This window comes from Azonexus sp. GW821-FHT04F04, from assembly GCF_059420025.1.
On the sequence record NZ_JBWKSX010000003.1, the window covers coordinates 198410 to 221157 of the forward strand.

General features: G+C 60.8%; 16 protein-coding genes. 4 read left to right on the forward strand and 12 right to left on the reverse strand.

All coding sequences use genetic code 11. The features are described 5' to 3' along the window. Positions 1–216: 216 nt before the first annotated feature. The 7 genes from AC07TV_RS08330 to AC07TV_RS08360 form a co-directional block, all read right to left on the reverse strand. A complete protein-coding gene (locus AC07TV_RS08330) occupies positions 217–4248 on the reverse strand; it encodes an EAL domain-containing protein (protein ID WP_494647929.1) in 4032 nt (1343 codons plus the stop codon). Between the two features lie 4 nt (positions 4249–4252). Further along, the gene (locus AC07TV_RS08335) at positions 4253–5398 is read right to left on the reverse strand and encodes an ABC transporter substrate-binding protein (protein WP_494647930.1); all 1146 of its coding nucleotides are present in this window, start codon (positions 5396–5398) and stop codon (positions 4253–4255) included. A gap of 7 nt (positions 5399–5405) precedes the next feature. Further along, positions 5406–7478 carry a TonB-dependent receptor plug domain-containing protein gene (locus AC07TV_RS08340; protein WP_494647931.1) on the reverse strand — a complete coding sequence of 691 codons (2073 nt, stop codon included), beginning with the start codon at positions 7476–7478 and terminating at the stop codon, positions 5406–5408. 90 nt (positions 7479–7568) lie between these two features. Then, positions 7569–8372, reverse strand: coding sequence for a citrate synthase family protein (locus tag AC07TV_RS08345; protein ID WP_494647932.1), 804 nt, complete (start codon positions 8370–8372; stop codon positions 7569–7571). Beyond that, positions 8362–9186, reverse strand: a complete 825-nt coding sequence (locus tag AC07TV_RS08350) for a citrate synthase family protein (protein WP_494647933.1) — start codon at positions 9184–9186, stop codon at positions 8362–8364. Before AC07TV_RS08350 ends, AC07TV_RS08345 begins: the two co-directional genes overlap by 11 nt. Positions 9187–9195: 9 nt before the next feature. Continuing rightward, positions 9196–9945, reverse strand: a complete 750-nt coding sequence (locus AC07TV_RS08355; protein ID WP_494647934.1) for an SDR family oxidoreductase — start codon at positions 9943–9945, stop codon at positions 9196–9198. Positions 9946–9963: 18 nt separating this feature from the next. Next, the gene (locus tag AC07TV_RS08360) at positions 9964–11826 is read right to left on the reverse strand and encodes a thiamine pyrophosphate-binding protein (RefSeq protein ID WP_494647935.1); all 1863 of its coding nucleotides are present in this window, start codon (positions 11824–11826) and stop codon (positions 9964–9966) included. Between the two features lie 333 nt (positions 11827–12159). On the opposite strand from AC07TV_RS08360, the gene acnB reads away from it, so the two are divergent. Both acnB and AC07TV_RS08370 read left to right on the forward strand, forming a co-directional pair. Further along, positions 12160–14760: a bifunctional aconitate hydratase 2/2-methylisocitrate dehydratase gene (gene acnB, locus AC07TV_RS08365; RefSeq protein ID WP_494647936.1), complete on the forward strand. Its 2601-nt coding sequence runs from the start codon at positions 12160–12162 to the stop codon at positions 14758–14760. Between the two features lie 215 nt (positions 14761–14975). Next, complete coding sequence (locus AC07TV_RS08370) at positions 14976–15392, forward strand: hypothetical protein (RefSeq protein ID WP_494647937.1); 417 nt, start codon at positions 14976–14978, stop codon at positions 15390–15392. Positions 15393–15453: 61 nt separating this feature from the next. On the opposite strand, the gene AC07TV_RS08375 is transcribed toward AC07TV_RS08370, so the two are convergent. Both AC07TV_RS08375 and AC07TV_RS08380 read right to left on the reverse strand, forming a co-directional pair. Continuing rightward, complete coding sequence (locus AC07TV_RS08375) at positions 15454–15906, reverse strand: YaiI/YqxD family protein (RefSeq protein ID WP_494647938.1); 453 nt, start codon at positions 15904–15906, stop codon at positions 15454–15456. An 8-nt stretch (positions 15907–15914) separates the two neighbouring features. After that, complete coding sequence (locus tag AC07TV_RS08380) at positions 15915–16889, reverse strand: MBL fold metallo-hydrolase (RefSeq protein ID WP_494647939.1); 975 nt, start codon at positions 16887–16889, stop codon at positions 15915–15917. Between the two features lie 196 nt (positions 16890–17085). On the opposite strand from AC07TV_RS08380, the gene AC07TV_RS08385 reads away from it, so the two are divergent. Then, positions 17086–18372, forward strand: a complete 1287-nt coding sequence (locus tag AC07TV_RS08385) for a right-handed parallel beta-helix repeat-containing protein (RefSeq protein WP_494647940.1) — start codon at positions 17086–17088, stop codon at positions 18370–18372. 1 nt (position 18373) lies between these two features. Here the strand turns inward: AC07TV_RS08385 and asd are convergent, their stop codons facing one another. After that, positions 18374–19222: an archaetidylserine decarboxylase gene (asd, locus tag AC07TV_RS08390; RefSeq protein ID WP_494647941.1), complete on the reverse strand. Its 849-nt coding sequence runs from the start codon at positions 19220–19222 to the stop codon at positions 18374–18376. 29 nt (positions 19223–19251) lie between these two features. Continuing rightward, positions 19252–20274 carry a 23S rRNA (adenine(1618)-N(6))-methyltransferase RlmF gene (gene rlmF, locus AC07TV_RS08395; protein WP_494647942.1) on the reverse strand — a complete coding sequence of 341 codons (1023 nt, stop codon included), beginning with the start codon at positions 20272–20274 and terminating at the stop codon, positions 19252–19254. A gap of 163 nt (positions 20275–20437) precedes the next feature. On the opposite strand from rlmF, the gene AC07TV_RS08400 reads away from it, so the two are divergent. After that, a complete protein-coding gene (locus tag AC07TV_RS08400; RefSeq protein ID WP_494647943.1) occupies positions 20438–22144 on the forward strand; it encodes an AAA family ATPase in 1707 nt (568 codons plus the stop codon). A gap of 72 nt (positions 22145–22216) precedes the next feature. On the opposite strand, the gene AC07TV_RS08405 is transcribed toward AC07TV_RS08400, so the two are convergent. After that, the gene (locus AC07TV_RS08405) at positions 22217–22681 is read right to left on the reverse strand and encodes a hypothetical protein (protein WP_494647944.1); all 465 of its coding nucleotides are present in this window, start codon (positions 22679–22681) and stop codon (positions 22217–22219) included. Between the last annotated feature and the right edge of the window lie 67 nt (positions 22682–22748).

The window sequence follows — 22748 nt, forward strand, 5'->3', positions numbered from 1 at the left end:
CGTAAATCGGCGATGGCCCAGGATTCCACGGTCAACCGGAAAAAATGGCCAAAATTGAAATTCTCGCGACGTCCGTCGGACGCTTTGCGGTTCGGCGAAAAGCCGCTTCTTATCCCCATTCGGGTCGGACAAGGCTGTGGATAAGCTCGGGACAAGTTGCCCAAGTCCATGAGCGGCAACGCATTTAAAGCGGTGCCTAAAAAATGGGCAAAAACCTCAGCTTTGCTTGTTCAGCGGGCGTTTCCGGCGTTTTGGGGCGAGCATCCGGGTTTCGACCAGTTCGGCCGGCAAAGGTTTGGAGAATAGATAGCCTTGCAGGTAATCGCATTCGAGGCGAGCCAGCGTTTGGTGCTGCGCCTCGGTTTCCACGCCTTCGGCGACGACCTTCATGCGCAGGCTGTGGGCCAGGGCCAGGATGCCGGTCACAATGGCCACGGCGTCTTCGTCGTGAGGAATGTCCTGGACGAAGGAGCGGTCGATTTTCAGGGTATTGGCGGGCAGGTGCTTGAGATAGGAGAGCGAGGAATAGCCGGTGCCAAAGTCGTCGATGGACAGACTTATCCCGAGTTTGCGCAGTTCGCGCAGCAGACCGATGCTTTCGGCGGCGCGGGCCATCAGCACGCTTTCGGTGATTTCGAGGACCAGCGACGAAGCGGGCAGGCCGCTTTCGTCGAGAGCGCTCAGGATGATGGCGTGCAGGTCGGGTTGTTCGAGTTGCTTGGCCGAGAGGTTGACGGCAACGTGCAGGTTGGCCATGCCGTTATCCTGCCAGGCCTTGGTTTGCCGGCAGGCGCTGCGCAGGACGAATTCGCCAAGTGGCAGGATAAGGCCGGTTTCTTCGGCAATGGGAATGAAATCGGCGGGCGAGACGATGCCTTGTTCCGGGTGCATCCAGCGGACGAGGGCTTCGAGGCCGGAAATTTCGCCAGTGACGGTATCGACCACGGGCTGATAGAAAACGGAAAACTCCTCGCGCTCGAGAGCGTGGCGAAGATCGTTTTCAATTTTCAAACGATCAGAGACGGCGGATTCCATGGTCGCTTCGTAATAGCAGAAACCACTGCCGCTATGCTTGGCGCGATACATCGCGGTGTCGGCATGGCGGAGCAAGCGGCTGAGGTCGGGGCCATCCTGCGGATAGAGTGAAATGCCGACACTGGTCGTGACGACGATTTCCCGACCATCGATGACTATGGGGGCCGAGACGGTTCGGCAGATATTCTGGGCAACGCTGGCGGCGATTGATGGGTGGGGGATCTCGTCGAGAAGTACGGTGAATTCGTCACCACCCAGGCGCGCGACGCAATCGTCGGTCCGGACGCAGCCTTTGAGGCGTTGGGCCATGGCGGCCAGCAACTTGTCGCCGACTTCGTGGCCCAGTGTGTCGTTGACGAACTTGAAACGGTCCAGGTCGAGAAATAGCACGGCCAGCATGCTGTCGCGCGTTGTCGCGCGTTCGATGGCCTGGGCCAGTTGTTCCATGAACAACTGGCGGTTGGGCAGCCCGGTCAGTGTGTCGTTGTAGGCGAGGTGATGAACATGACGTTCGGCCCGGGTCGCCTCGATGACCCGGCGGACCCGTTGATTGACGACCGACAGGTGGATGGGCTTGGGGATGAAATCACTGGCCCCGACTTCGAAGGCGTGTTCGATGGACTGGCGATCTTCGAGCGCCGTGATCATGAGGATGGGGATGTCTTTCCAGCGCGAATGGCTTTTCAGGATGGCGCAGGCGGCAAAGCCATCCATGATGGGCATCAGGGCATCCATCAGGATGACATCGGCCACGTTGCTCTCCAGCCAGTTCAGCGCCTCGCTGCCATCGCCGGCTTCCTCGACATGGAAGCCGCTCAGGTGCAAGGCGTGGCGCAGCGCGGCGCGGGTGCTGCGGTCGTCGTCGACGACCAGTACGATGGGGGCATTCTCGGACAATTGGAGCAGTTTGCCCGGCAATGTGCCAACTTCGTTGCGCAAGACCGGCTCAATGACCGCAAACTCGGTCCGCAGGCGAAGCAAGAGTTCGCTGGCTTCGCCCAGGGCGCCAGCCTCGGCGCGCAATTCCAACTCCCGGGCAACACTGGCGATGGTGACGGCGCCAAGATTGCTGGCGGCACCTTTGATGACATGCGATACCTGTCGAATCGTCTCAGTGTCACCCGCGGCGATGGCCATTTCGAGCTTTTGCAGATAGGGGGGCAGATCTTCAAGAAAAGGTTGAATTGCTTCGCCGGTAGCGGCGCCGAGAATTTCCCGCAAACGCGCGAGCACCGTCATGTCGAGCGGTGAATTGTTGATGTGCTCGGTGGCGGGGGCTGTCCGGGCAAGAGGGTCGCTATGCCAGTTCAGCCATTTTTCCAGGCAGGCCGACAGTGCTTCGAGCGTCAACGGCTTGGGCAGATGGCCATCCATGCCTGCCGCCATGCAGTGCTCAATGTCGTTCGCCAGGGTGTTCGCAGTCATGGCAATGATAGGCGTACGGGACATGCCGCCGGCTTCGTGGCGGCGGATACTTTCAGTGGCTTCAAAGCCATCCATGTCCGGCATCGAGCAATCCATCAGGATCAAGTCCCAATTTCCCTCCCGCCACTGGTTAATCGCTTCGATACCGTTTTTGGCAACGCTGCTCGAACACCCCAGCAAGCGCAACATTCCGGCGGCAACCAGCTGGTTGGTCGCATTGTCTTCGGCGATCAGGATTCGTCCGGTACGCGGAAGTTTGGGCATGTCCGCATGGCGGATATCGGCAATCGGCACGCCGACGGTGTATGGGCAGGTGAACCAGAACAGGCTCCCTTGGCCGGGCGGGCTGTCTACGCCGATTTCTCCGCCAAGCAGTTGGACAATCTGCTTGCTGATGGATAAACCCAGCCCACTGCCGCCATAGCGGCGGGTTGTTGAAGTGTCGGCTTGGGTAAAGGAGTCGAAAATGTCCGACTGCAGGTGTCCGGGGATGCCAATGCCTGTATCTCGCACGCCGAAGCGCAGGGAAAGAGTGTCATCCAGGCATTCGAGCGTGAGTCTGACCGAGCCCGTTTCGGTAAATTTGACAGCATTGCCGAGAAAGTTGATCAGGACCTGACGAATGCGTGCCGGGTCGCCATTGATCACGGGCGGCACGCCCTGAGCGATGCTGGCAGAGATCTTGAGATTCTTGCTCGCGGCCGGGGCGTAAAACATGTTCATCACGCCATCGATCAGCGGCTGGAGGGCGAAGTCGCAGGCGTCGATCTCCATGCGCCCGGCTTCCAGTCGCGAAAAATCGAGAATGTTGTTGATCAGTTCGAGCAGGTATTGCGACGAGTCCCAGGCCAGGCTAAGCAGTTTTTGCTGTTCAAGGTTTAACTGGCCAACCTTGAGCATGTCGAGCGTACCGATGACCCCGTTCAAGGGAGTCCGGATTTCGTGGCTCACCGTGGCAGCGAAATCGGCTTTCAGCTTGGCAAAACGCAAGGCGCTGTCGCGTGCTGTTCGCAGTTCCTGTTCCCGTTGTTCGAGTGCGTCCATCATGCTGTTGAATGCCAGGGCCATTTCGGCCAGGTCGCGAGGGCCCGTTATGTCGGCGCGCAGGCCGCTTTCGCCCTTGGTCGCGCGGGCCATGGTTTTTGACAGGTTGGCCAGCGGCTTGATCATGCGTCGTCCGAGCAGGCGAATCGCCAGGACAAACAAAATAGCGAAGGTGAGACCCGCAGCAAAATTGACGACAAATACTTCGTTGACGAGTGCTTGAAGTGTGGCCTTGCTCTGATCGACGATGACGAAACCAAGCAGGATGTCTTTACGTTCTGTGGTTTCGAACTGTGAGTCAGGTCCGGAAATCGACCAGACTGGTGCAACGAAACGCCAACCTGACGCGTTTTCGGCTTCAAGATACGACGTGCGAACGTGGTTGGGCAGGTTGTGATTCAAATTGCCGACAATCACTTTGCCGTGTTCGAGCAGGGTTCTTCCGTCGGTGTGGCGGATTTCAACCCGTGTAATGTCGGGAAATGCAGAGGCCGCTTCGAGTGCTTCCGAAACATTTTCGGCTGAGCCGAAGGCCAGTGCCAGCCTGCTCTGCGTCGCGAGGGTCTGGGTGATGCGAAGGCCGTCGTCGAGCTTGCTGGCGTGCAACTGCCGGCTACCCTGCCAGGAGGTGGCCAGCGCGGCAAGCAGCGAGATGCTCAGTACGCCAACCGAGAACAGGACAGCCAGCTGTTGGCTGAAGGTGGCGTGTTTGAACCCACGGAGTTGCCGCGAGAGCCAGCCCATCGCGCTATTGCTCCGGGAACAGCAGGTCGAAGCCCTTCTGCTGGGCTGGTGACGCCGTTAAGCCGAGATGGCTTGCCGTACGCGTATTGAATGCCATCAGGACTTCTCGCAAGGGAAGCACACCGCGTACGGTAGTGTTGCCGTTGGCCATGCTGATCGCTGACGAAGCGAGGTTGCGACCGAGTTCGAAATTATTCGGGTAAAGCGCAAACAGGGCGCCTCGCTTGACGTGCGAAACATTACTCGAAAATACGGGAATGCTCTTGTTCCAGGATTCCTGCAAGACGTGGGGCATGACCAGCGATTCGTCGACCGTGGCGCTGTCCTGCGGTAACCAGAGCGCATCACGCTTGGCATCGACCGTGGCGAAAATGCTCTGGTAGATGGTCAGCGCGCTCTTCAGGTCGCTGGCTTCCTGAGCAACCAGTTCGATCCCTTGAGTCCGTGCTGCCTCTTTCGCCAACTTGATCAACCAGCCATTCTGGCGCGGTTCATAGACGACGAAAATTCGTTGTGTCTTCGGTGACAGCATTTTCAACCGGGCAAACAGCAGCGCCGGATCCGGCGCCAGACTCAGTATGGCGTTGCGGCGCTGTTCGGATTCCGGAACCGAGACCACACCACCGGCCACGATGCTGATTTCCTTGTCGAGGGTGCTGGCCGCACGCAGGCCGTTGCGCCCCAGGGCGATGACGACACGAATATCCTGGCGTTTCAGTTCCTCTGCAATGGACTGGGTGTTGAAGCTGTTACCCACGGCGTAACTGGCGACCTTGGCCTGGGAGGTTTCCTCGATCCCCTCAATGATCTTCGAGAAGATGCTGCGGTACGGTTCGCCGATATCCGGGTAGAACACGGCTATCGGGCCAATGTTGCCGCCAGCTGCGGCGAGTCGCAACACGCTGTTGCGCTGGCTGCCTGCCAACAGCATCTGGCTGAGCTGGGGACCGTTGATGTCTTTGAGGGAAAGGAGAATGACTTCAACGTCGGGCGTATTTTCTATGCCGCCCAGGAGGCTGGATAAATTGCCGGGATTGAAATCGTCAGCCTCTGTATAAATGACTGCGATGCGCGTCGGCTCGGCATGGAGTTGAAAAGCGCTGGCAACCAATGCACAAACCAGCAGGAAGCGGACGAAGCGCATTGTCATGCGGATATTATAGACTGTAACGTGCTTGCAGCCAGATGGTGCGGCCGGGCATGGGCAGATCGTAGATGATGCCGGATGTGGTGATGCTCGGTTCGCGAATGTCCGCGTTAAAGAGGTTGTAGATCGAAGCGGAGAAATCCCAGCCAGCCTTGCTTCGGTCTGTCCGCAACGTCAGGTCGAGCGCGGTGTAATCGGGAATCTGGGCACGGGTGTCACCGGGGGCGCGTTGGCGGTCGGCGACGTAATTGACCTGACCGTTGAGGTGCCAGCCAGGGAAGAACCGCCAGTCGGCGCGGCTGTAAAGGTGGTGGTGAGGGGCATAACCGGCGTCTTGCCCGCTGGTTTCATCCACATTGTGCTGATAAGCGTAATTGCCGGACAAGCGAAGATTGCTGGATGCGTTCCAGGCAACTTCAAATTCGCCGCCGTTGCCACGTTGCTTCCCGGTGTTCTGGAAGGAGGTGCCGCTGAGGGCGATGATGTCCTTGATTTCATGCCGGAACAGACTGAGCGTGGTGTGCAGACGTTCCGTGACTTGCCAGGCCAGCGAAGCTTCCAGTGTGGTGATGGACTCAGGTGAGAGACTGCTGTTGCCCAGTGCGACCGGATTGCTGGTGGCGTATTGTTCGACGAATGATGGGGCGCGGAAAGCGGTGCCGTACATCAATTTGGCCGTGAGGTCTTCATGGGCTTCCCAAACGAGCGCGACACGCGGGTTGGTGGTAGTGCCGAAATCCGAGTATTCGTCGTGGCGTACGCCTGCGGTCAACGTCCATTGGCGGGCAAAACTCCATTCGTCCTGAGCGTAGATGTATTCGACATGGCGTTTGTGTGGTGACAGGAAAAGGTTGGCGCCGCTCGCTTCGCTCCAGGGCACGGGGGTCGGGAACGGACCCCCGCCAAGGAGCGTGAAGTTTTTCCATTCCCTCGTTTTGTAGATGTTCATTTCGTCGCGTCCCAGCCCGAAGCGTATCCGGTGGTCCGCAAAACCGGAGTAAACACCGGATGCAGACAGACGCAACTGCTTTTCCCATTTGTCCGGATCGCCAATCATCCCATTCGGGAAAGAGCCAAGAAAAGCGCCTTGTGGATAGAGCATGGCCGGCGTCGTGATTTCGTTGGCCAAGTGCATGAAGGACGCCTGGAGACTGACACCGAGGTCAGGCGTGAGATTGGCTTCGTTCCAGGAGAGGTCGCTGGTAAAACGACCGGTACGGTAGCGCCCGACGAGATCCATGGCACCGGCAATGCCGACACCACCTTGGCCATTTTCTCGTTGACTGAAGGCGTTACGCCAGCGGAAACGGCCGAGTGCAAGGTCGAGCTGGGCATTGAAGTCGTCATAGCCGAGGTTGACGGGGCCTGGCGCCAGCGAGGCGGCGGGAGATAAACCGAATGCGTCAATCGAAGTTTGTGCATCGGCGCCCACAATTCTTCGTTGCCCATCCGTTGTGCCGATTTTGAGATAACCGGCGATCTCAAGATCGCCAATCATGCCGCCATGTTGAATCCAGCTATCCCAGGAATTGAACGAGCCGGCCCGAACGCCGAAAGAAGTACCGCCGATTTCGTCGGCCGTTTTGGTGATGACGTTGATGGTGCCGGCAAAAGCATCGGCACCGTACATGGCGGACCCAGGGCCGCGGATGACTTCGATTCGGGAAACGTTTTCTACCGGCAGGGTAAACGGCATGTCGCTGCGGTTACCCTGGTAGGCGCTGGTCCAGGGGACGCCGTTGACCATCAGCAGGACATGCGGGTTTGCTTCGGTCAGGATGCCGCGGATGCTGTAGTTCGCTCCATAGTTCATGGTGGCGCGGGAGACATGCAGGCCGGGGACGGATTCCAGCGCTTCGTCCACAGTACGCGCCCCCATGTCGGCGATGTCCTGGGCGCTAATGACGGCGGCTGCTGATGGTGCCTTGCGCAGCAATTGCTTGCTGCCAGTGGCAATGCTGACGAAGTTGCGGTCACCATAGGCGAGCGCCAGATCTTCTTCTTCCTCCAGACTTTGGCAAATCGCCTGTTTGCCAATGGCCAATGCCAAGGCGGTTGCGACTACGATCCTGGCCAGTTTCATTTGACGATCCCCCCGAAACCATGGCATTCATTTTTGATATTTTCTGGTATCGCAATCTAGAGCAAAGGCGAAGTCGTGGCAACGGTGTTGTTACCATGAACGGTGTTTTGGGCCCTCATAGTGGATGGAAGAGCAACGTAGTGGCAGGGTTGCCTGCTGTGGACGCTGGGTAGCCTCGATGTAGCAGGGAACCATGCCGGCAAGAAAAGTGGGGAAACCGAACAGGTAGCATTCTTGTGGCGACAGGCCAATGTCGAGCGCTAGCGCTACAGCTAGTGCTGCGTAGTTCATGCGCATGCGCCAGCGTCCATTGAGCAAGATGGCCTCGACGGCAAAGGCAAGACGGACGTATTTGCCGTCGGCGAGACCATACCGGGTGGCAACATCGAGAATCGGGCCGATCCGCTCATCGGCGGCGTTACGGGCAACCGGTCGGCCGTAGCCGCCGATGCTGCGATTGCGTTGTAGCTCTTCGCGGATCACGTTTTCGAGATTTTCCCCGGCTTCGATCCGGCCTTGGGCACGCTCCAGGAAATCGGCAACGGCGATATCGATCTGCCGACCGTAGATGGCAGCTTCCGAAGTGGCCAGCGCAGCAGCCAGGGCCAGCGAGCCGGTGCTGCGCGCGCTGCCGGCGAGGGCGGCGACCCGGTTGTTCCACAAGCGGGCGTCAGGGTAGCTGGTGTTGACCCAAATGGCGTGCAGTACCTTTATTTGTTCCGGTGTGTGCCGGCGACCAGTAATCCCGAACAGGTAAAGGTCGAGCCAGTCCGCATCGCGCAAACTGGCGTGCAGGTCGTGGCCGCGAAAGACAGCGCGCTCGCCGGGAAAGCAGCCGCCGACTTCGCTGCGTAGCGGGCCTTCCCAGGAAATGAGGGGATTTTCAGTGTTCACCGCAGCGCTCTCCTGTTTGTGGGCCGGGATCGTTGGGAATGTCGATGGCGAAGAAGGGGAATTTCCGAATACCGTTCCGGCCTTGCTCGAGCGCATGCGCCGCCGCGCCGGGAAGGCGTAGCAGCAAGGCCAGCATTTCGCCGTCGGCAGGGGCAAAGCCGAGGTCGGTCAGGGCTGCGCTAGCGACACCGGTCATGGCCAGCGGGTGGCCGGCCAGTTGCTCCAGTGCTTCACGCTGGCTTTGCAGCCAGGTAAGGCAACCGGATGGCAGAACGCGGCAGAGCGCATTCAGGGTTTGCTGGATCGGTTGGGCGCAGCGCAAGGCATGCGGCGCAAAGCCGGGTGGATGCTCGTTGTCCGGCCAGACTGAGCGGCGTCGACCGAGGGTTTCCTGGTCGGACGGGAGCAAGGATTGCCGCCAGGCATCGAGCGAGCAGCCGCAGCTTTGCCAGGTTTCCATGCAACGGTGAATTTCCCGCGCACCGCCGGAAACGCCTGCGCCACTGGCTAAAGCTGCCATCAGTACGGCCGCGACAGGCGAGCCGCCGACGCCAGCGGCCATTGCTGCGTGTACGGATGGGTCGCGAGGGCCGGGATTGGCCAACGCGATAGCCAGTATTTCGAGGGCTCGCCCGGTCGCCGGTTTCGGTTTTTCACCCCGGAAAAGCAGATAGAGATATTCGGGATAGCTGGCCTTCTCCAGCAATTCGCCGTAAACATCGTAGCCACGGCAGTAGCAGTCTTCGGCGGTGAACGGGTCGTCGCTGCTGGCGCTTTCTTCCCAAATGGTGGAATGCAGGGTAGGCATTGTCATCAGGCTGTCCTAAAGGAGGCTGATGCCACCGTCGACCACGATTTCTTCACCCACTATGTAGCTGGAGTCATCACTGGCCAGGAATAGAACGGCTTTGGCGATTTCGTTCGGTTCGCCGAAGCGGCCGATGGGGGACTTGGCCTGAATTTGGGCCTTGATTGCCTGGCTGACTTCGGCGGGCAGGCCGAAGCGCTCGAACATCGGCGTGGCCGTGGGGCCTGGGCTGACGGCGTTGAGGCGGATCTTGCGCGGGATCAGTTCCAGGGCGAGGGAGCTGACCAGGGAACGCAAGCCTGCCTTGCAGGCAGCGTAAACGCTGAAGTTCGGCGAACCCAGGCGGTTGGTGATTGAGGTGGTGACGATGATCGACGCACCCGGGCGCAGTAGGGGTAAAGCTTTCTGGATGGTGAAGAAAACCCCTTTCAGGTTGGTGTTGACGGTTTGGTCGAAGCTGCTTTCGTCGGTGGCTTCGAGCGGAGCAGGCAGGGCGATGCCGGCGTTGAGAACGAGGATGTCGAGACCACCAAAGGCTTCTCCGATGTGGGCCATCAGGTTGTCGATGGCGGGCAGGCTGCCGGCATCGCTGGTAATGAGCAGGGCGGTTTCGCCAAGCATTTCGCCAGCCACTTTCAGGCTTTCTGCGCTACGTCCGGTCACGGCGACGCGGGCGCCTTCATTTTGAAACTGGCGGGCGATGGCCAGGCCGATGCCGCTGCTGCCGCCGGTAACAAGGGCTGTCTTGTTGCTGAGTCGAGTCATGTTGTTTTCCTTGAGTTGTTAAATATTGGTGCCGAGTATCTGCATGCGCAGGTTCATCGGCGGTACTTCTTCGGGATCGATATAGATGTCCAGCAGCGTCGGGCCACGGCGTTGGCAGATGGTGTCGATGTCCAGGGATGCCATGTCTTCGGGGGAGCGGATGGTGTGGGCATCGGCGCCCATGGCGCGGGCAATGGCCGCGAAGTCGGTGGGCGGCAGTTCGAAGGCGATCTGTTCGGCGCCGGCCAGTCGCTGGCCGTGCTTGACCATGCCCAGGGCTTGATCGTTGAGGACGACGAAAATCACCGTCAGTTTTTCGGCCACGGCGACGGAGAGTTCCTGTCCGTTCATCATCATGCTGCCGTCGCCGGTAACGCAGACGACGGGTACGTGCGGATTGCCGGCAGCAGTACCGACGGCACCGCCGATGGCCCAGCCCATCGGGGCGAAATCCATGGTCAGGCGTAGCCAACCGCCATGGGTCAGGCGGCGGCCCGGGTCGGGGCGCCGTCCGCCACCGCCCAGGCGCCGCTCACCGATGCGGTGGTCGGCCGGGGTAAGGTAATGGGTGGTCCAGGCGACGCTGTTGCCGGCATCGGCAAGGAAGCGGGTGCTCGACGGAAACAGGCGGCCGAGGTCGTGCATCAGGCGTTGCGGCGTGATCGGCGTGGTCGGGCTGACGTACTGAGCGGGTGCAGCGAGCAGGCTGCCGGGAGGGCTGTCCTGCGGTTGCAGCTCGCGCGCAGTACGTTGGCGCTGATATTCGAAGGCTGTACCGCGACTGGTCTGGTGGGTACGTTCGATCAGCCGCTCAAAAATATTGAGCAGGCGGCCGCGAATGTGCAGACGCGCCATCGGCGAGCGGGCGAGATGCTCGGCAGATTCATCGACGTGTACCAGTTTGCCGTTGAGCAGGTCCTCACTCCAGCCGCTGCTGGTCCATTCGTTCATGCTGGTGCCGATGGCGACAATGAGGTCGACCGTGGGATCGTTGAGCGTTTCGCGCGCCAGGGCGTGGCCGGCAAAGCCGAAAACACCGCGAAAGAGCGGGTGGAGCGGGTTGACCAGGCCCTTGCCGTCCGGAGTGGTGACGAAGGGGGTATTGCGCAGGGCGGCGAGTTGCAGGATGGCGCCGATGGCCTCGCCGCACCAACCGCCGATGAGCAGACAGGGGTTGGCGGCCTGATCCAGGATATGGTGCAGTTCCTCAGTAGCATCGGTGTCGATCAGCGAAGCCGGGCGGATCTTGTCGGCGATGTTGTAGGAGGGCCGGGTGACGGGGCTAGGGCTTTTCAGGATGTCGAGCGGTATGCTCAGGTGAACCGGCCCGCGTGGCGCGCGCACGGCCCGTTGCAGGGCGGTAAGTAGCTTGGATTCGATCTGCTCCGGGTGCGAGACGAGCGAGTTGTAGCGGGTGCAGTGGCGGAACATGCCCAAGGTGTTGACGCCGGTACAGGCTGATTCCTGCAAGGCCCGCTTGCCGAAGGAGGGGAGCGACGGTTGCCCGGTGATGACCAGCATCGGGATGCCGTTGTCGAAGGCGCAGGCAACGCCGGTAATCAGGTTGGTGGCACCGGGCCCGGAGGTGGCGCAGCAGACGCCGATCCGGCCGGTTTCGCGGGTGTAGCCGTCGGCCATGAAGGCAGCGCCGGCTTCATGTCTGGCGACTAGTGGTCGCGGGCCGCCGCACCGGCCGCTCCGCGCCAAGGCGTTGTATAACGGCTCGATAGCTCCGCCGGGAACGCCAAAAACAAATTCGACTCCCAATTGTTCCAGGTAGGCGACGATCAGATCGGCAACCTGAGGTCCTTCCTCAGTGACGCAAGTGGCGATATCTTCGTTGCTTGCTTCATAGGCAAGCGCAATGCTCCGGCTGTTCATGAATTGTTCCCTCATCTTGCTACGAATCAAGGGGGGAACTGTCTATTGCTTTAGTAATAACTGTTGTGATGCATTTCACATATTCAATGAATATTCATAGGCATTTGTCTTATTTTTCGCCATAAGGGGGGCGGGAAGACTGTTTTTGGGACCGACTTCATCGGGAAGCAGCGAAGCAAGTTCACAGCAAGCCTTCTAAAAGATAAAATATATAAGACTTGAACGGGGCATCTATCCGGGGGCCGCCTGAACTGATTTCCCCTTGTCGCTGTCGTAGAATAATTGTTTTCGCCAAGAACCCCTCAGAGCAACCCTTTACGAAAGGAAGTCGCCGTGCTTGAAGCCTATCGCGCCCACGTAGCAGAGCGTGCAGCCCTCGGTATCCCCCCGCTGCCCCTGTCCAAGCAACAGACCACTGAACTGGTCGCCCTGCTGAAAAATCCGCCCGCTGGCGAGGAAGCCGCCCTGGTCGAGCTGATCACCTACCGCGTCCCGGCCGGTGTTGATGATGCTGCCAAGGTCAAGGCCGAGTTCCTGGCCAAGGTTGCCAAGGGCGAAGAAGCCTGCGCCCTGATCTCCAAGGAAAAGGCCACCGAACTGCTCGGCACCATGCTCGGTGGTTACAACGTCAAGCCGCTGATCGACCTGCTCGGCTGCCCGACCTGCGGCAGCGTTGCCGCCGAAGGCCTGAAGAAGACCCTTCTGGTTTTCGACTTCTTCCACGATGTCGCCGAACTGGCCAAGTCCAGCAACGCGACCGCTGCCGCCAACGCCAAGGCTGTCATGCAGTCCTGGGCCGACGCCGAGTGGTTTACCTCGCGTCCGGAAGTCCCGGCTTCGCAGAAGCTGACCGTTTTCAAGGTCACCGGCGAAACCAATACCGACGACCTGTCGCCGGCCCCGGATGCCTGGTCGCGTCCGGACATCCCGCTGCATGCGCTGGCCATGTTGAAGAACGCCCGTCCGGGTATCAACCCTGACGAACCGGGTGCCCGTGGCCCGATCAAGCAACTCGAAGCGCTGGCCGCCAAGGGCAACCTGATCGCCTACGTCGGCGACGTGGTTGGTACCGGTTCCTCGCGCAAGTCCGCCACCAACTCAGTGTTGTGGTTTACCGGCGAAGACATCCCGTTCGTCCCGAACAAGCGTTTCGGTGGCTTCTGCCTCGGTTCCAAGATCGCTCCGATCTTCTTCAACACCATGGAAGATGCCGGCGCCCTGCCGATCGAAATCGATGCCGGTCAGATGGACATGGGGGACGAGATCGAACTGAAGGTTGATCAAGCCACCGGCAAGGTCACCGCCACCAAGAACGGTGCCGTGATCGCCGAATCCCAGCTCAAGACCCTGGTGATTCTCGACGAAGTCCGCGCTGGCGGTCGTATCCCCCTGATCATCGGTCGCGGCCTGACCACCAAGGCCCGTGAATTCCTCGGCCTGCCGCAATCCACCCTGTTCCGCCTGCCGCAAAATCCGGCCGACGACGGCAAGGGTTACTCGCTGGCCCAGAAGATGGTTGGCAAGGCATGCGGCGTGACCGGCATCCTGCCGGGCACCTACTGCGAGCCGAAGATGACCACCGTCGGTTCGCAAGACACCACCGGCCCGATGACCCGCGATGAACTGAAGGATCTGGCCTGCCTCGGCTTCTCCGCCGATCTGGTCATGCAGTCCTTCTGCCACACCGCTGCCTATCCGAAGCTGGTCGACGTCCGCATGCATCGCGAACTGCCGTCCTTCATCAGCACCCGTGGCGGCGTTGCGCTGCGTCCGGGCGACGGCGTCATCCACTCCTGGCTGAACCGTCTGCTGCTGCCGGATACCGTTGGTACCGGCGGTGACTCGCACACCCGTTTCCCGATCGGCATCTCCTTCCCGGCCGGTTCCGGTCTGGTTGCCTTCGCCGCCGCCACCGGCGTCATGCCGCTGGACATGCCGGAATCCGTGCTGGTCCGCTTCAAGGGCAAGATGCAGGATGGCATCACCCTGCGTGATCTGGTCAACGCCATTCCGCTGTACGCCATCAAGGCCGGTCTGCTGACCGTCGAGAAGAAGGGCAAGAAGAACGTCTTCTCCGGCCGCATTCTGGAAATCGAAGGCCTGCCGGATCTCAAGGTCGAACAAGCTTTCGAACTCTCCGACGCCGCCGCCGAGCGTTCGGCTGCCGCCTGTGCCATCGCCCTGAACAAGGAACCGATCGTCGAGTACATGCGTTCGAACATCACCCTGATGAAGTGGATGATCGCCGAAGGCTATCAGGATGCCCGCACCCTGAAGCGCCGCATCAAGTCGATGGAAGAGTGGATTGCCAACGGCACCCTGCTCAAGGCTGACGCCAATGCCCAGTACGCCGCGGTCATCGAAATCGACCTGGCCGAAGTCACCGAGCCGATCCTGGCCTGCCCGAACGATCCGGACGACGTCAAGGTCCTCTCCGAAGTCGCCGGCGCCAAGATCGACGAAGTCTTCATCGGCTCCTGCATGACCAACATCGGCCACTTCCGTGCCGCCGGCAAGGTCCTCGAAGGCAAGTCCGACATCCCGACCCGCCTGTGGATCGCCCCGCCGACCAAGATGGATGCGCTGATCCTGACCGAAGAAGGCTACTACGGCATCCTCGGCAAGTCCGGCGCCCGCATGGAAATGCCGGGCTGCTCGCTGTGCATGGGTAACCAGGCACAGATCCGCAAGGGCTCCACCGCGATCTCCACCTCGACCCGCAACTTCCCGAACCGCCTCGGTATCGACACCCAGGTCTATCTGGGTTCCGCCGAGCTGGCCGCCATGTGCGCGCTGGCCGGCCGCATCGTCACCGTTGCGGAATACATGGAGCAGATCAAGCTGGTGAACGCCAAGGCCGGTGAAGTCTATCGCTACATGAACTTCGACCAGATTCCGGAGTTTGTGGAACAGGCGGCGACCGTCGAGATGTAATTTCGATTTTGGCCGGGATTTCCGGTCGACCGTAAAAAATCCCCTATCGGGCAACCGGTAGGGGATTTTTTTGTTTTCAAGTTAGTCAGATATACCAGTTGTCCGGGATACCTATGGCTTGCACTAGATGTTAAACAGGTAGTGCTGGTTGTACTATTCTGAACGAATAGAATCGCCAGGTTTTTTGCGATTTAACTCCTCAATCAAGGTGGTGTATGGCTTACGAAGTGGTCTGGGAACCTGAAGGTGTGGTGAATCAGTTTTCAGGAGTTGTTCCTGGCTGGGAGTTCATCGAGTCTGTCAAGAATGTTCAGAGCGATTTTCGCTTCGATGAGGCGCGCTACGTCATCAACGATTTTTCGGAGGTGACGAAACACGGGCTGACCGAGGACGTGCTGACCGAGTACGCGGCGCTCCTGTTTGGTGCTTACGCTTCGCATCCGAATTGCCGGGTGGTCTTTGTCACTACCGACAAGGCACTGGCGGCGCAGGTCATCAATATACCGGCCGTGGTTGGGCTTGCTTCCTACCAGACTGAAATTCGCCCGACACTTGCTGAAGCAAGGGATTGGCTGGATGCCCAGCCGCAGTTGTTTTTGATGAGCAACGTGATGGGTTTTCGGGTCAGTTAATGGCCCGGCGGGGCTGGCTAAGGGCTGGCCCGTAGTTGTCCCTGGTCAATGATGAAGCCGGTCATACGATCGGAATTCTCGCCAGAAAACGATCGAGTTGATTGGCGAAGGCTTGCCGGTCGGCTTGGCTGAAGGCGCTGGGGCCACCGGTTTCGACGCCGGCGCTGCGCAGTTCTTCCATGAAATTACGCATCGTCAGGCGTTCCTGGATGGTCGCCGTGGTGTACATCTCGCCACGTGGATTCAGTGCATGGGCCCCGCGCCCGATGACCAGCGAGGCAAGCGGGATGTCGGCGGTAATGACGAGATCGCCCGCGGTCAGCTGATCGACGATGTGCGCATCGGCAACATCGAAGCCGCTCGGCACCTGGATGGCGCGGATGAACTTCGATGGCGGCGTCCGCAGCATCTGGTTGGCGACCAGAATGGTCTGGATCTGCCGACGCTCGGCAGCGCGGAAGATGATTTCCTTGATAACGCCGGGGCAGGCGTCGGCATCGACCCAGATCTGCATGCCGCGTTCTATTTCGGCATCGGGGCGAATTCGGCCGGGACCCAGGCATAGCCGCCAGCCGATTCCTTGCGGACGTGACCGATGCCGGGGAAGGGCAGGTGCATGCCGGCCACCATCAATTTTTCCTTGGCGGCCTGGAAGAAAATGCGCTTGCGGGCGGCGACGGCCTGCTTCGGGTCGTTGTCGTATTCAAAGGCGACTTCCGGGCGGGCGAACTGCACGGCATGGTTATGCACCAGGTCGCCGAGGATGAGCAGACGCTGGTCGCCGCTCTGGAACAAATAGCTGGCGTGGCCAGGGGTGTGGCCGTGGGTGTCGACGCTGGAAATCCCGGCCAGCAGTTCGTGGTCGCTGTCGAAAGTCTTCCACTTGCCGGCGGCGAGGTAGGGGGCGGCGGCATCGCGTGACATCTTGAAGAAGGGCTGGAAATCTTTCGGCGCCTTGGCGGCGATTTCTTCGCTCAGCCAGAAGTCGTTGTCGGCCTGGGCCGACCACACTTCGGCGTTGACGAAGACGCGCTGACCGTCCGGCGTGACCAGACCATTGACGTGGTCGCCGTGCAAGTGGGTGATGAGCACGGTGTCCACCTGCTCGGGGTTGTAGCCGGCGGCCTTCAGGTTATCGACGATGTTGCCGAGGCCTGGCCCGAACAGCTTGGCGGCGCCGGCATCGACCAGCACCAGCTTGTTGCCGGTGTTGACCAGGTAGGCGTTCACGGCGGTCTGGACCTTGGGGCCTTTCAGGAACTGACGGGCGAGCAGGCGCTGGATGTCGCGCTTGGCGATGCTTTTGAGCAGTTTTTCGTCGAGGTCGATGGCGCCGTCGTAGAGCGCGGTGACTTCGAAACTGCCGAGCATCAGGCGGTAATAGCCGGGAACCTGGGATTTTTGTTGCGGTGCTTCGGCGATCGCAAAGGTGGAAGCGACAGCGAGCAGGCCGGCAAAGATGCAGCGGCGAAGGAGGGATGAAACGGAGCTGGGCATCGATTTCTCCTGATGGGAAAGGACGGGTTTTTTCAGCGGATGGACTGGTCGTCGCCAGTTTGGCCGAAGGGCGAATATTGCCATGGCTTGGCCGGTTGACAAATGCATGCCTGCTGCCGTTTCATGAGGGGCGGGTTGAACCCCCGTTTTCCTTGCCCGCACTTGGCAGCCCAATCCCCGACAGGAGGAGAATCCGATGATTCGACAACGCTTGCCGTGCAGCCTCCGTCATTTCGGCCTGATGCTCATTTTCCTTGCTCAGGCAGTGAACGTGGCAGCGCAGATTCCCAACAAACTGCCGCCGGCGCCGGACTATATCGGCGAAATCCGCCGTTCGCCGGACGGCCAATTGAAAACGGTCGCCGCCGACCCGAAACTGGCTGCCATCGCTGCCAAGCCGGCGACGATGATCGTCGGACCGGGCGAGAAAATCACCACGATTACCGAGGCGGCCCGGCTGGCGCAGGACGGCGAAGTCATCGAGATTCGTCCGGGCGATTACCACGGTCAACCGGCAATTTGGGCCAAAAATGAAATCATCATTCGCGGTGCCGGTGGCCGGCCGGTCATGCTGGCCGACGGCAAGAGCGCCGAGGGCAAGGCGATCTGGGTCGTGCGCGGCGGCAAGGTGCGGATCGAGAACATCGAGTTTCGCGGCGCCCGGGTGGCCAGCCTCAACGGCGCCGGCATCCGCTTCGAAAAGGGCGAACTGACGATCCAGTCCTGCGCCTTCTTCGACAACGAAATGGGAATCCTGACGGCGAATTCACCGGAGCAGAGCCTGGAAGTCGTCGATAGCGAATTCGGCGATGCGCCGCGCCATCCTGGTGACCTGCACCATCTGCTCTACGTCGGCGGGATCGGCAAGTTCGTGCTGCGCGGCAGTCGCTTCTCAAACGGCTATCTTGGTCATCTGGTCAAGTCGCGGGCCCGTGAGAATCACATCCTGTACAACATGCTGGTTGATGGCGCCGGCGGGCGGGCTTCCTACGAACTTGAGTTCCCGAACGGCGGGCTCGCCTATGTCATCGGCAATGCCATCGGCCAGAGCGCCGGGACCGATAATCCGAGCATTGTTGCCTACGGTGCCGAAGGTCGGCGCTGGCCGGATAACGCGCTGGTCATGGCGCACAACACGCTGATCAACGACAGTCATGCCGGAAAATTTCTGAACGTTTTTGGCGAAAAGATCGGGGCGGATGTTGAGGTCTGGCTGCTCAACAACCTGATGGTCGGGCCGGGCGATCTTTACAAGCCGGCGCAGGGGCGGTTCGATGGCAATCGTCTGGTGGCGCGTGGCGATCTCATTGAAACGAGTGGCGTACCGCTGCGCCTGACCAATATGTCGCCGCTACGTGGTGCAGTCAGGCCGCCGGGCCAGGCAAGGGGTGTTGAATTGATGCCGAGCGCGGAGTTCCATTTCCCGGTCGGCAGCCGCCCGATGCGCCCGAACAGCATGCTGGCACCGGGCGCTTTTCAGTAATTTAGACGGGCTTGGCGCCCATCGCCTCGCCCATCTGGATGGCGCCGGTCGGCACCCAGTCCGGGTTGAAGGCCAGCGTGTCTTTCGGGAAGAGCATGACGACGGTCGAGCCGAGCAGGAAGCGGCCCATTTCCTCGCCTTTTTTCAGCACGATGTTCTGTTCGTCGTAGCGCCATTCGCGCACGACGCCCGGGCGCGGCGGATTGACCATGCCGTGCCAGACGGTGGCCATGCTGCCGACGATGGTGGCGCCGACGAGCGTCAGCACGAAGGGGCCGAATTCTGATTCGAAGACACAGACGACGCGCTCGTTGCGGGCGAACAGGCCGGGCACGCCGCGCGCCGTGGTCGGATTGACCGAAAACAGCTCGCCCGGGACGTAGATCATGCGCGTCAGCTTGCCGTCACAGGGCATGTGGATGCGGTGATAGTCGCGCGGGCTGAGGTAGAGGGTGGCGAAGCTGCCGTTCTCGAATTGCCTGGCCAGTTCGCGGTCGCCGCCGACCAGTGCGGTGGTCGAATAGCTGTGGCCCTTGGCCTGGAAAATCTGGTCGCGGGCGATGGGGCCGAACTGGCTGATCGCGCCATCGACCGGGCTGATGAAATCGGCATCGGCCTGCGGGCGGGCGCCATCCTTGAGCGGCCGGGTGAAGAATTCGTTGAAGCTCTTGTAGCTGGCGATGTCCGGATTGGCGGCTTCGGCCATGTTTACCTTGTAGCGACCGACGAACCAGCGGATGACGCTGGTTGTCAGGCCGCCAGCCTCTTTCGAAGCCAGCTTGCCGGCGAGGGCGGTCAACGCCTGTTTCGGGATCAGGTATTGGGGCAGGACGGCGAGGCGGTCGGACACGGGCGAATTTCCAGACAGAAAACCGGCAATTATACGGGGTCGGCTGCCGGCGGCACGGGCCCGGCCGGTGCGAAGGCCGGTTGCGCGTCGGGCGCCGTGGTGCCGAAGGCCGGGGCGGATGACCAGTGTTCCTTGCGCCATTTTTCCCGTTCGCCATTGCCGAAGAAGGTCCAGGCGATCAGGCGGCTTTGCTTCTGGCCCTGGGCCATCGGGATGATGCGCGAGTCGACGACCTTGGCTTTCTTGAGCGCGGCTTCGATGTGCGGCAGGTTGTCGCCTTGCGAGAGCAGGCTGGTGAACCACATGACCCGCTTCGGGATGTTGCAGCTCTGTTCGATCATCAGTTTGACGAAGGCGCGTTCGCCGCCGTTGCACCACAGTTCGGCACCACCGCCGCCGAAATTGAGGCGCGGCTCGGCCGCACCACGCTTGGCACCCGGCTTGTTGAGGTTGTTCCATTTGCGCTGGCTGACGGCGTGAACGTCATCCGGCGAGTTGTGGAAGGGCGGGTTGCAGATCGACAGGTCGAAGACTTCGCCGGAGCGCAGCAGGCCCGTGAAAATATTTTCCCAGACGGTCTGGTGGCGCAGTTCGATCTCGCCATCCAGTTCGGGATTTTTGGCGATGATGGCTGCCGCGTTGGCCAGCGCTGCCTCGTCGATGTCGACGCCGAGAAAGGACCAGCCGTATTCGGCGTGACCGATGAGCGGATAGACGAGGTTGGCGCCGGTGCCGATGTCAAGCACACGCACGCCGGGGCCGCTCGGAATGTTCTTCTTGTTGCAGGTGGCGAGCAGGTCGGCGACGCTGTGGATGTAATCGGCGCGGCCGGGGATCGGCGGGCAGAGGTAGCCGGCCGGAATGTCCCAGCCCTTGACGCCGTAGTGATGCATGAGGATCGCCCGGTTGAGCATCTTGACCGCGGCCGGGTTGGCGAAATCGATGCTTGGCGTGCCGGCCTGCGTCGTCTTGATGTGCTTGGCGAGCGCGGCCGAGGTGGCGGCCAGGGCGGCGAAATCGTAGCCGTCGGCGTTCTTGTTGCGGGGATGCATGGTGGTCCTTCCTACAGCGGGGACGGGATTGTCCCACGAAAGTGTTGCCAACACGACAATGGCCTGCTTGGCATGGCTTTGATTTTTGGCCGTTTTTTCCGGTTGACCGTGGCGGCACAAAACTCGCTTAGTCGGGTGTATCGCTCAAACAGGGAGGCGGCTCATGAAGCTGCAAATCGACCGGCGGCACATCGAACCGATGATGCAGTCTTTTCCGCGACTGGAATTCGTGCGCGAGCAATTGCGCTTCGGCAATCGCGTCGAGGTCTCGTTCAACCAGCTTGAGGACGGCGAGCTCGACCTGCTGCAAAGTTTATATGCGGCGGGCGATAGTGAGTTGCGGGCGCGGGCGGCGCAGATCGCCACCTTGCGTCAGGCTCTGCATGAAGGCGGCCGGCGCTTCGAGGCTGAGGAGCTGGAGATGGCGGTGCCGGCTATCGCCCGTTATCTGGCCGAGAAGGCTTCGCGCGGCTGGCTGTTTTCGGCCGGCATTACCGGCAAGCCGCTGGCCTACGTGGTGACGCGGCTCGACTTCACGCCGCCGTCCGAGGAAGAAACCGGCAAGATCTTCGTCGAACTCAAAGCCAATGCCAAGGCGCGGCTGGCGACGGCGACGCTGCGTATTTCCGGTCCCGACATCGCCGGCCGGACCATCCCCGAAGTCTTCGCCACCAAGGGTTTCGTCAAGGAAACACCAGCCTTGCTGGCCAGCTACGACGAAGGCGTCGAGCGCTATTTCGACTGGCGTGGGCAGTACGGCGCGCAGTTTTCCGGGACCGGCGTCGGCTACTTCGCCGAGAACCCGACGGCAACGCACCGCGATACCGATTACTCGCGCAAGGACATGATCATTTTGTCATCGACCGGCAGCCCGGCGCGGCTGGTCAACGACGAGAGCATCCTCGGCGAACGCGTCCTGGCGCTTGATGCGACGGGCGACATCATGGCCAAGTTCGTCCGCCGCGTGCAGCGCAATTCGCGGCTGTCCGGCAAGGAGGAGGCCGAGATCGAGGAAACCCAGGCCGGCATCGCCAAGGGCCTGTTCACCGAGCTGCCGGTGCATTTCTACATGCTGATGTTTCACCTCGATCTGCACCATTACGTCTGGGTGCACGTCGATGACATGGAACCCTACGCCTACCAGCCGGAACTCAAAACCAAACTGGTTTTGCCGCCCGAACAGACCGATCTCATCGACATCCTGACCGCCGAGATGGACGTGCTGATGGACGACATCGTCGCCGGCAAGTCGGGCGGGACGACCGTGTTGTGCGCCGGGCCTCCCGGCGTCGGCAAGACGCTGACCGCCGAGGTCTATTCCGAGATCATCCGCCGGCCGCTTTACCGCGTGCATTCGGGGCAACTTGGCCTGAACGTCGCAGCCATGGAAACGGCGCTCAAGGAAGTGCTGACCCGTGCCCAGCGCTGGGGGGCGGTCATGCTGATCGACGAGGCGGACGTGTACATCAAGAAGCGCGACGACAACATCACGATGAACGCCGTCGTCGGCGTGTTTTTGCGCGTGCTGGAGTATTTCAACGGGCTGCTCTTCCTGACCACGAACCGGGTTGACGACATCGACGAAGCCATCGTCTCGCGCTGCATCGCGCTGATCCGCTTCTACCCGCCGGACCGTGTTGATCGCAAGAAGATCTGGGGCGTCATGGCCGCGCAATTCGGCCTGAATCTGCCAGCTGACCTGCACGACCGCCTGCCCGATATTTTCCCGAAAGCCTCGGGCCGCGACATCAAGGGGCTGGCCAAACTGGTGGCGAAATACTGCAGTCAGAAAGCCTTGCCGCCGACCGAGGATGTCTTCCGTCGCTGCTCGATGTTCCGGGCCATGGATCAGGCGGAGGTGCCAGCCTGATCATTTCAATTTCGGGCAAAATTTCCGGTTGACCGTGGGATTGCTACGGTCAACCGAAGAAAATGGCAAAAATCAAACCGCGAGCAGGGTTTCGTCGATCAAGGCAGCAATCACCGAGCCGCCGACTCCATCTTCCGGGTCCAGCGCCAGCACGCGCTTGATGGCCACTTCGGCCTGGGCCGGCTGGCTGTTGCGCAGATGGATGAAGGCCAGGCCCTTGAGCGCAGCCAGCGCACTGCCGGGAGCGTCTTGCCAGAGCAGCCAGTTGTCGGACAGGCCGGCTTGCCGGGCGGCGGCAGCGACCCAGCCCTGGGCAGCGCTCAATGCCTTGTCGAATTGCCGACAGCGGTTGTAGTGTTTCACCAGACAGCGGTGCGCCGGCAGTGCATCCGGGGCCAGGGCGAGGGCGGTCAGGAAGGCGTTTTCGGCCAGCTCCGGATGGGTGAAATGGGCGGCAACGCCTTGTTGTAGCAGGTGGTCTACGGCCGGCGGCAGTTGGCCGAAGTCGAGTTTGTCGTCGTTATCGAATGCGTTCATGGTGGCTGCTGTCAGGATTGCGGTATTTCTGAGTAAGCAACAAGCATGCGCAGATTTTGTTGAGCAT

Bases quoted from the DNA above. Each gene is read 5' to 3' on its own strand.
- AC07TV_RS08330 (WP_494647929.1), bottom strand. From the start codon at position 4,248: ATGGGCTGGCTCTCGCGGCAACTCCGTGGGTTCAAACACGCCACCTTC.
- AC07TV_RS08335 (WP_494647930.1), bottom strand. From the start codon at position 5,398: ATGACAATGCGCTTCGTCCGCTTCCTGCTGGTTTGTGCATTGGTTGCC.
- AC07TV_RS08340 (WP_494647931.1), bottom strand. From the start codon at position 7,478: ATGAAACTGGCCAGGATCGTAGTCGCAACCGCCTTGGCATTGGCCATT.
- AC07TV_RS08350 (WP_494647933.1), bottom strand. From the start codon at position 9,186: ATGACAATGCCTACCCTGCATTCCACCATTTGGGAAGAAAGCGCCAGC.
- AC07TV_RS08355 (WP_494647934.1), bottom strand. From the start codon at position 9,945: ATGACTCGACTCAGCAACAAGACAGCCCTTGTTACCGGCGGCAGCAGC.
- AC07TV_RS08360 (WP_494647935.1), bottom strand. From the start codon at position 11,826: ATGAACAGCCGGAGCATTGCGCTTGCCTATGAAGCAAGCAACGAAGAT.
- AC07TV_RS08370 (WP_494647937.1), top strand. From the start codon at position 14,976: ATGGCTTACGAAGTGGTCTGGGAACCTGAAGGTGTGGTGAATCAGTTT.
- AC07TV_RS08375 (WP_494647938.1), bottom strand. From the start codon at position 15,906: ATGCAGATCTGGGTCGATGCCGACGCCTGCCCCGGCGTTATCAAGGAA.
- AC07TV_RS08380 (WP_494647939.1), bottom strand. From the start codon at position 16,889: ATGCCCAGCTCCGTTTCATCCCTCCTTCGCCGCTGCATCTTTGCCGGC.
- AC07TV_RS08385 (WP_494647940.1), top strand. From the start codon at position 17,086: ATGATTCGACAACGCTTGCCGTGCAGCCTCCGTCATTTCGGCCTGATG.
- rlmF (WP_494647942.1), bottom strand. From the start codon at position 20,274: ATGCATCCCCGCAACAAGAACGCCGACGGCTACGATTTCGCCGCCCTG.
- AC07TV_RS08400 (WP_494647943.1), top strand. From the start codon at position 20,438: ATGAAGCTGCAAATCGACCGGCGGCACATCGAACCGATGATGCAGTCT.
- AC07TV_RS08405 (WP_494647944.1), bottom strand. From the start codon at position 22,681: ATGAACGCATTCGATAACGACGACAAACTCGACTTCGGCCAACTGCCG.